Annotated in this window: 3 protein-coding genes; all 3 read right to left on the bottom strand. The window is 37.1% G+C overall.

The features are described from left to right. Positions 1-822: MrcB family domain-containing protein (locus AC1DUA_RS33065; RefSeq protein WP_477503768.1), on the bottom strand; the 822-nt coding region annotated here is incomplete at its 3' end. Between the two features lie 916 nt (positions 823-1,738). Continuing rightward, on the bottom strand, positions 1,739-3,811 hold the full coding sequence (locus AC1DUA_RS33060) for a helicase HerA-like domain-containing protein (RefSeq protein WP_477503767.1): 2,073 nt from the start codon (positions 3,809-3,811) through the stop codon (positions 1,739-1,741). Then, positions 3,804-4,274, bottom strand: a 471-nt coding sequence (locus AC1DUA_RS33055; RefSeq protein WP_477503766.1) for a hypothetical protein, incomplete at its 5' end; no start/stop codon positions are given. The genes AC1DUA_RS33055 and AC1DUA_RS33060, both read right to left, overlap by 8 nt.

Here is a 4,274-nt window from a genome sequence, read left to right as displayed (position 1 = left end):
CTCTAGTGGGAGTAGGTCGCGGATCTCTTGAACTTTTTGTTTGAAGTATTGGTAGGCGGCCTGCTTCCCTTTCGTTTCGACAGGAATTGTGACTCCTTGCATGAACGTGAGGTACACAGATTTCATATCTTCCGCAAAAAGATAGACCAGATACTCACCTTGACGTGTAGTCTCGGTGATTCGCTTGTCCATGATAGCGATCCACGGGATCGTTGCCCAGTTACCTTGGCCGACTGAACCTTGGATTTTTAGCTCAGGGTGCAAAAAAGGGAGTTTCCTGAGTTCAGTCGGGATTAGTTGACGCACTAAATTACCTAATCTATGTGCGGCAAAGGTTTCTCTTTTTGCGGCTAGGTAGGTGGATAAAATATCGGATAGTGCTTCTTTTAATGATAACGTGCTCTGGATCTGCTGGTTATAGTAGTTCACTAGCTCTGTTTGAGCATAGTCGTAAAGTTCGCTTAATACATCGTCAGACCACGACTCGTATAGCTCTTTCTTTAAACCTATGGAATCGCTCTTTTGCTCCAAAATGGAGGAAAGTGCTGCGATTGGGGTTGAGATTACTGACTGTACGTTTGTAACGGTCATGCTATTCCAGCTTGTTCCGGCTTTTTCTGGTGGTGGATCGACTGGAAGGCCGTTTGATTCTCTCTCCTGTAGGAGTGAGAGGAATCGTTGTTTTATTTTTTGAAGAGATGCCTCTCTCTGACTAGTGGCTTGCATCTCTGTTAATAGTGCTAAGATTAGTACCATTTTGTAAGATTTTTGTTTGTTTAAAAATATGCTTTGAAGCTCTGATGGTAGAGTCAGATGAATCACCTTGTTTCCTGATAATAAGATATTTATCATAACCATTCTACAAATAGGTAATAAGTCCCTTCTTTTCTAAATGTTAAACGGAGATATAAGGAAGGCTACCCAATCAATAATAACCACCACATCTACAATAATTGATTTCCTTCAAGGGAATGTTGGTACAAAAAAAGATCAGTACCCTCGTGCTGATCTTTAACCTGTTTTCGACTACTCTTTCATTTCATAATTAACAAAGCCACCGACTCCACATGTGAGGAATAAGTATTATTGACAATCTGATGTGATGGTATTTGCTTACTATTCAACAAATCTGAAGTATATTATTATAATATATAAAGATCACTGTAGAATGGGGGGCATTACATATTGAGGATTGCACTATTAGAAAATAGAAATATTAGCAAAATAATAACTGTTGTCGACTATATACCTGATTACAAAGACTCTTTATCTTGTCCAACTCACGGATGTAGTTGCAAGTTGGTGTATGTTAATAGTAGTTTGCATGAACCATATTTCCGCTCACATAAAAATCATGGTCATTCTAGTAGTTGCCCCTATATTATTGACTCTTACAATCAACGAGTGAAAAATATTACCTGCTATATAGATGGATGTTTACAAATAGCCGATTATGAAGTTTACTTGTATGATTATTATTCCCCACCTATTAACCAAGAGTTTATGGAACAGGACTTTACATGTCCTTACCTTTGTGAACACCACATGAGTGAAAATGAAAGACAGGCCATTGGAAAAAGAGTACCTAGGGGTTCGGTAATTTATCCTTATTCCAATAAAAATCACTAAAGGATTACACAGATTTAAAATCCTGGTTGAAAGAATATAAATAGCCTATAAAAATGAAGTAGGTCTCTTCTGATATGAAGATCCTACTTCATTTTTAAGATGCCTATTCTTAAACCCTACTAAATCTGTAGTTGTTTTTAATTTGGGAATTAAAAAACCTACCATGGGATTCAGCTGCAAGCAACTCTGTGTGTAGAGTTTCCGGTACATCGTAATACTGATAAACGAGTCCCTGTTGAAACTCAATTTCTAAGGTCATACTTTCTGTTGAATAACCAATACTGAGAATATTTGATGAAGTAACCATATCTCTCATCATATCAATCACCTCCCCTTTGTCTACTATTGGTGTTCGATTAATATTTTCAACCATTTTTTGAGAACGCACCTTTTTTTGTCTCCATAATGAGAGAACTTCTTTATAATCACCTTGCGAGCGATTATTTGACCACTTAGCTGTGACATCAGGATCAAGACTATCTGGTCGACGTCCGAATGGAGGTGGCGATATAATAGTCCTCATTGGCAACCTTACTGACTCACCAATAATTATAGCTTCACCTGTCCGCAAGGTCGGTAACATCCCCATAAGTCCTTCAAAATTATCTGAAACAGCACCTAAAATATGATTGCGATCTGAAGAATTATTCATTCTTAATGCAAATAATGTTCCACATTGAGATAATATTGTGCTATCTATTTCGGATGGTCTTTGACTTACAAGCATCATTCCAATACCATACTTCCGACCTTCCTTAACAATTTTTCTAACCCCATCAATTGCAATTCCACGAGAGTCCTTTCCAAGATAGGTATGAGCCTCTTCTAAAACTACAAGTAAAGGTCTTTCTCTTCCACCTTCTGGTTGATTTCTAGACCAAAATAGTGAATCGTATAAGATTCTTATTAAAACACCAATTAGAGTATCTAAAATTGATGATGGAATTCCAGATAGATCAAGAATACTTATACTCTCTTCCGATCCCACCCATGTTTCTAATAGCACATCCAAATCTTTATCTGTGTTTCCATCTAAATTAACTGACCAATCGCCAGCATTAAATAAAAATTCATATCGTGGGTCTTTAAGTAATGAAGCTAAGCCTTCTAACGGTTTACGAATATTTTTACCTCTACTACTTAAGTAGATTTTTGTTGCCCCTTGTGCTTGGGTGTGTGGCATGTATGTTGGAGGTACTACTTTTAATGCATCCCCTTTTTGCACTGGGTTTCCACTTTCATCCAGCATCAGGGCTTCATTTTCTTCTGAGTGCCCGCCCTGAACGTTATGCGTGCTTATTTCTGCCCTATATAAATCAAACCAAAGTTTATGTATGCTAAATGGAATAGGCGTATCAACTGTCAAAGAATCTTCATTAATTCCCTTGTACCCCTGCCTTTTTATCGTTTGTAGTTTCAACTCATATATTTTATCAATGAGAGCATTTCTGCCACTACCTTCAAGACCTCCAAATGCAACAGAAAGTAATTCATCACAAGTTAATGCCCAGTAAGGAATACTCAATTTTTGTTCATTATTAGAAGGGGTAACTTTATATACTTTTGCCTTTCCTTTAAAAGCTGTAGCATACTCTCCATGGATGTCAAAAACAATTATTCTCGCAGAAGGAAATTCACTCACATCTGATATCCTCTGAAGGATACTAGTTACAGTAGTGGATTTCCCAGAGCCTGTTGACCCCAATACTGCACTATGCCTAGTTACTAAAGTATCCATGTTAACTAATGCAGGTATAGAGTCAGCGCTTGCAATATTTCCAAGGCTGATATATTTCTTACTTTGAGTTCCATAGATTTTCCTCAAGTCAGGTTCAGTAACGATATGCACCTTATCTCCAATAATAGGATATTGAGATATTCCACGTTCAAACTCCTTCTTGATTCCTTCTTCCCCAACTAATTGGACTGATATCCATCTATGTCCATATGGCTCGGCTTCCAATAATTTGTCGGGGACTGCACCTGCTCCTACTTGGGAAACGATTCCGAAGAGGTTTATGTATCCAATTGGGATTCTCACAAAACTACCAATTTGTCCTATTCTATAACCTTGTCCATCGACAAATTTAAGACTAGAAATTGTATTAATATCAAGAACTACTCTTATATTTGCTCCATTAACATCTTGTACTGTTCCAATATAGGTAGAGGCTTCAATCATTCTGTTTGCTCCAATCATATTGACTAATCTCTTCTAGAAATGAGGCAAGGTGTTGGAAATTCCCTAATTTAAAAAATAAGAGAGGGTCATTATCTTGAGAAGATTGTAGATCTGGTTTCCATTCGCCTTCTTTCTTTCCAATTATGGCTCTATCCTTGGCAAGTAAAATTAAATTACTTCTTTGTAAAGCCATATCCTTAGCTTCCTGATAATTTTCCAACACATCGTATTGTAAGCCATATATCAATGCATTAGGATTTGTTTGTAAACCTTGCGATAAAACCTCGTTAATATGCTGATCCTTATAAGAGTAACCACAAGTAATCAGGATAGCAGATGGTTGCTTTAAAAATAACTTTAGCTGATCCATCATTACTAAATATGGCATTTTTCTACTTTGATCATATTTTAAATGTGATGGATGAATTAATGAACAACCTTTGCTTGGAGTGCCCCTCCATAT

Source organism: Paenibacillus sp. 01T422 (assembly GCF_056398785.1).
Note: the sequence above shows the minus strand (reverse complement) of the source record. Positions and strands in the feature narration are given on the sequence as shown.

Bases quoted from the DNA above. Each gene is read 5' to 3' on its own strand.
- AC1DUA_RS33060 (WP_477503767.1), bottom strand. From the start codon at position 3,811: ATGATTGAAGCCTCTACCTATATTGGAACAGTACAAGATGTTAATGGA.